Genomic DNA, 5,188 nt, shown 5'->3' with positions numbered 1-5,188 from the left:
CATGACATGGTCGATCTCGTCATCTGTCGAGATGTAGGGAGGCGCAATGGCCAAAACGGCGCCGATAATACGGAACAACACGCCCTGCCTCTCAGCCTCTTTGCCGACCAACAGCGCCTGCTCTGGGGTTTCAAATTCGACCGCTGCCAATGCTCCCTGACAACGTGTGTCAATCACGCCGGGCAGATTATGCATAGCACTAAGACCAGCCTTGATCCTTGTGCCCAACCGCCCGACGGTGGCAGGTAAATTCATTTCCTCGTAAATCTCGAGACATTCGAGAGCGACAGCAGCACCTATCGGGTGCCCGCCATAGGTGACACCGTGCCCAAGGGTTCCGTTATCATGCCCTAGCTTGGCGATCGTCTTATAGACCTCATCTGTCATTGCGACGGCAGACATTGGGAATACCGACGCAGTCATCTGTTTGGCGATGGTCATCATATCCGGTTGAATTCCAAAGGTTTCGCAACCGAACCATTCGCCAGTGCGCCCAAAGCCACAAATGATTTCGTCCGCGATCAAGAGGATGTCGTGTTTGGCTAGAACGTTTTGGATTTCGGCCCAATAGCCGTCGGGTGGCAAAATGACGCCGCCAGCCCCCATAGCCGGTTCCCCAATAAAGGCCCCGACCGTGCCGGGGTCGGCCTCTTGGATCAACATATTCAACTCGCTGGCGCGCCGTTTTGAAAACGCAATCTCGGTTTCGCCGGGCTCGCTGTCGCGAAGGTAGTGGGGCCGGCCTGTGCGCAAAACGGCATCAAGCGGTAGATCAAATCCGTCATGGCAATAGCTCAACCCCGTGAGCGCTGCGCTGACCTGGCCCGAGCCATGATAGGCGCCGTCCCGGGCAATGATGCGTTTTTTGGCGGGCTGGTTCCTGGCGTTCCAGTAATAGCGTACGAATTTCGCGGCCGTTTCCACGGCTTCTGACCCGGACGTGCCGAAAAAGATACGCGACATTCCCGGCAACCGTTGGATCAACCTGTGCGCCAGTTCATCCGTGATCGACGGCGTTCGCCCCATAAAGGAATGATAATAGGCAAGCTTTTGGGTTTGCTCGGCCATGACGTTCACTAGCCGTTCGGGCGTGAACCCCAAAGAGGCGCACCACAGGGCCGAAACCGCGTCGACATAGGATTTCCCGCTGGCGTCGATTACCCGAATGCCGTCGCCACGCACGAATTGATTGGGAGGGTTTGACTCTGCTTCAACCGGATCAGCGAAGGGATAGAGTTGCGACATCGCGAGCCTCGAAATGATTCTGGTCGATTATTCGATGGCGGGTTGCAGCAGGTCAAACAGTTCTTACGAAGCTTCAGAAAAAGGCATTCCTGATGGGTGCAGAATTGGTTCGTTTGGGCTTAATCCGACATTCGCCTTAAACGAAAACCCTCGCAAAACGAAAGATATCCGCGCGCCAGCCGCCTACCCTGCCTTTTCCTCAACCTGCGCGGCCAGAGCCTCGGCCCGGGCGGCCAGTTCCGCCAGAGCGTCGCGCGTCGTCACTGGCACCACCGGAACCTCGACGCGTTCGATATGCGCAGGGGCCGAACGCAGCCGCGCCAGCTCTTCTTCTTGTTCGGCCACTTTGGCCTCAAGTTCACGCATCCGGTCTTCCATGCCCGCAGATTTATCCGCCAGCATCAAACCCGACATAAGCAGCATCCGCGCCTCGGGAATGCGGCCGATCTGGCTGGTCAGAACCCGCGCCTCGTCGTCCAGCATTTTGGCCGCAGAGCGCAGGAAATGCTGTTCACCCTCTTGGCAGGCCACTTCGAAGTTGCGTCCGCCGATGCTGATATCCACCTCTGGCATTACGCGTCCTCCGTTGCTGCGCCGTTCACCATCGGCATCAGGGTTTTGATAATCACATCTGCTTCGGCGCGTTCCAGCTCTTGCGCGGCAATCGCTGCGTCCAGCTCGACCTGCAGGGAATTGTTGATCAGTTCCGGATCGACAACCATATCCGCCGCCGCCTGACGCAGTGCCAAAGTATTGGACCGCATCAGCTTGTTAGACCGACGCAGCCGCACCAGCCGCTGGTTCAAACCAGCCCAAGCCGCGCGTTCCTCTGCGGCCGCATCCCGAATGGCCTCGATCTCGCGCTGATGCGCATCGGTGACGGCAGCCACTTCGCCCGCCGCATCGCCCATGGCGCGCGCATCCGCCGCCGCGGTCAGCGCTTTGATCCGTTCTTCTAGCTGCGCATTCGCCGTGCGCTCTTCGTCCAATGCCGCGCGCAAGGCCGCAATCTCTGCCGACGCATCGCCGCTTGCTGCCTGCGGTGCATCGCCAAGTGCGTTCAGCCCCGTAGCAATTCGATCCATGGCCGCTGACAGCCGATTTTCCAAATCAGCAATATCGGTCATCCCGCGCCCCCCAATGTAGTCACGTCTTTCACCCATCTTACGGCCTGCTTTCCATTCAGACCGACCCACAACGCCCGAAATCAGCCGCCAAAAATGTTATCGCAAACATAAATCTGGCCGAATCGTGCGCGTCCCCCGAGTTTAGCCAATGCAAAACCAAATTGCTGCCCCTTTAACATCAAGTACTTGGCGGCGGCGCTTGATCTTATATGTGAGCCTGCTATTGAGCCTCACGACCCTAGACGCTGAGCGCTAATATAAAGAGGATAGATCCCCGTGGACATCGCAGCACTCAAAGCCAAAAATCCTGACCATTGGATGAAGGCGACCGCCATTCGCGCCCTTGCCCTGGATGCCGTTAAAGGTGCCAATTCTGGCCACACCGGTATGCCGATCGGCATGGCAGACGTTGCCACCGTGCTGTTTGAGAAGCACCTGAAATTCGACGCAAAAAACCCGACCTGGCCTGATCGCGACCGGTTCATCCTGTCTGCGGGCCACGGCTCGATGCTGATCTATTCCCTGCTCTATCTTTGCGGCGACCAACAGGTCACGCTGGATCAGATCAAAAACTTCCGCCAGCTCGGCTCGCTGACCGCCGGCCACCCGGAAAACTTCCTGCTGGACGCAGTTGAAACCACCACTGGCCCACTTGGGCAGGGTATTGCCAATTCCGTAGGCTTCGCCATTGCCGAAGAAATCTTGCGCGCGCAATATGGTCGCAAGCTGGTTGATCACCACACATATGTCGTGGCAGGCGACGGCTGTCTGATGGAAGGTGTCTCGCAAGAGGCCATCGGCATCGCGGGTCGTCATTCTCTGGGTAAGCTGATCGTCTTCTGGGACAACAACAACATCACCATCGACGGCACCGTTGAACTGTCTGACAAGACCAATCAGGTGCAGCGTTTCAAAGCCTCTGGCTGGCATGTGCAGGAAATCGACGGCCACGATCCAGAGGCGATTGATGCTGCCATCACCGCGGCCAAGAAATCCAAAAAACCATCGATGATTGCCTGCAAAACCCACATCGCGCTGGGTCACGCGGCACAAGACACCTCCAAGGGCCATGGCGCCCTGACCGATCCCGATCAAGCGAAAGCGGCCAAGGATCTCTGGGGTTGGAGCGGTGCAGAATACGAAGTGCCAGCAGACATCAAATCCCAATGGGAAGCGATTGGCGCACGCGGCGTTGCCGAGCGCGAAGCATGGGAAGCCCGCTTTGCCGAGGCGTCGACCCAGAAACAGGCCAAGTTCAACCGCGCCATCGCAGGCGATGCGCCCAAGAAACTTTCGGCTACCATCAAAGCGCTGAAAAAGCAGGTCTCCGAAGATCTGCCAAAGGTCGCAACACGGAAATCCTCGGAGATGGCACTGCAGGCGATCAACGCTGTGATGCCTGAAACCGTGGGCGGCTCTGCTGACCTGACGGGGTCCAACAACACCAAGACCGATGATCTTGGCATGTTTGAGACCAACAACCGTGGCGGTCGCTACATCTATTGGGGCATCCGCGAACACGGTATGGCCAGCGCCATGAACGGCATCGCCCTGCACGGCGGCCTGCGCCCTTACGGCGGCACCTTCATGGCCTTCACCGACTATGCACGCCCCGCGATGCGTCTGGCGGCCCTGATGAAGATCCCAACGGTCTTTGTCATGACCCACGACTCCATCGGCGTTGGCGAAGACGGCCCGACCCACCAGCCGGTCGAACATTGCGCGATCTCTCGCTCTACGCCGAACACCTATGTGTTCCGCCCTGCCGACACGGTCGAGACCGCCGAAGCCTGGGAAATCGCAGTCAGCAGCAAGACCACCCCCTCGGTGATGTCCTTGACCCGTCAGGGCCTGCCGACCGTGCGTACCGAGCACAAGCTGAAGAACCTGACCGAGCAAGGCGCCTATGTGCTGGCCGAAGCCACAGGCAAGCGTCAGGCGATCCTGATCGCAACCGGGTCTGAGGTTTCCGTTGCGATGGACGCACGCGCAAAACTCGAAGCCGAAGGCATCGGCACTCGCGTCGTCTCTATGCCCTGCATGGAACTCTTTGCCGAGCAAGACGAAGCCTACCGTCGCAAGGTTCTGCCAGCAGGCCCCGTGCGTGTCGGCATCGAAGCAGGCGTACGCCACGGCTGGGACCGCTGGCTTCTGGGCGAGCGCGGCCGCGAGGCGAAAGCAGCCTTTGTCGGCATGGACAGCTTTGGCTCCTCCGCCCCCGCAGGCGAGTTGTTTGAAAAGTTCGGCATCACCGCAGACAACGTGGTCGCCAACGTCAAAGCGATGCTCTAAGCCTTTCACATATCACAGAAAAGGCGGCTCCTTTCGGGCCGCCTTTTTTGTGCAATCCGCTTTTTCTCTTGCCCCAAATATCCCCGCCGGAGGCAAGGTTGCAGCAAAATCCCTCAGGCTTTTGCGCCCGAGAACATACCTGTCACAGCTTTCCAGAGGGGCGTCACAAAGCGGGTACCGATGGGGATCAGAATGAACCCCAGCGCCAATCCCAGAATGCCGTCCAACGTGGCCGTGGCAAACCATTCCGTGAACCCCTGCCATGCATCAGGCACCATCACGGCGATTGCGTGGGCCCAGTCGTGGATTACATGCCCCAACGTGCCAAATCCCATCTCTTTCAGCGCGTGCACAATGATCGAGCCGCCGACCCAAAGCATCGCTGCTGTGCCCACAATGGTCAGTAACCGCATGAAATAAGGCATCCCGCGCACCAGCCCACGTCCGGCGGCGCGCGTGGCGGCAAGGCCTCCGTTTTTGGACAGCCAAAGGCCGACGTCATCGGCCTTCACGATCAACGCCAC

General features: G+C 58.7%; 5 protein-coding genes. 1 reads left to right on the top strand and 4 read right to left on the bottom strand.

The window, feature by feature from the left end:
* The 3 genes from ACEQWH_RS13360 to ACEQWH_RS13350 form a co-directional block, all read right to left on the bottom strand.
* Nucleotides 1-1,245, bottom strand: a 1,245-nt coding sequence (locus ACEQWH_RS13360) for an aminotransferase class III-fold pyridoxal phosphate-dependent enzyme (protein ID WP_370231632.1), incomplete at its 3' end; no start/stop codon positions are given.
* 183 nt (nt 1,246-1,428) lie between these two features.
* The gene (locus tag ACEQWH_RS13355) at nt 1,429-1,818 is read right to left on the bottom strand and encodes a cell division protein ZapA (protein ID WP_370231630.1); all 390 of its coding nucleotides are present in this window, start codon (nt 1,816-1,818) and stop codon (nt 1,429-1,431) included.
* On the bottom strand, nt 1,818-2,372 hold the full coding sequence (locus tag ACEQWH_RS13350; RefSeq protein ID WP_370231629.1) for a hypothetical protein: 555 nt from the start codon (nt 2,370-2,372) through the stop codon (nt 1,818-1,820). Before ACEQWH_RS13350 ends, ACEQWH_RS13355 begins: the two co-directional genes overlap by 1 nt.
* Nucleotides 2,373-2,690: 318 nt before the next feature.
* On the opposite strand from ACEQWH_RS13350, the gene tkt reads away from it, so the two are divergent.
* Nucleotides 2,691-4,664 carry a transketolase gene (tkt, locus tag ACEQWH_RS13345; protein WP_370231634.1) on the top strand — a complete coding sequence of 658 codons (1,974 nt, stop codon included), beginning with the start codon at nt 2,691-2,693 and terminating at the stop codon, nt 4,662-4,664.
* A 113-nt stretch (nt 4,665-4,777) separates the two neighbouring features.
* Here the strand turns inward: tkt and ACEQWH_RS13340 are convergent.
* A partial coding sequence (locus tag ACEQWH_RS13340; RefSeq protein WP_370231628.1) for a DUF808 family protein occupies nt 4,778-5,188 on the bottom strand: 411 nt, incomplete at its 5' end.

Origin of the sequence: Cognatishimia sp. (assembly GCF_964229375.1) — a bacterium.
Taxonomy (GTDB): Bacteria; Pseudomonadota; Alphaproteobacteria; order Rhodobacterales; family Rhodobacteraceae; genus Cognatishimia.
Note: the sequence above shows the minus strand (reverse complement) of the source record. Positions and strands in the feature narration are given on the sequence as shown.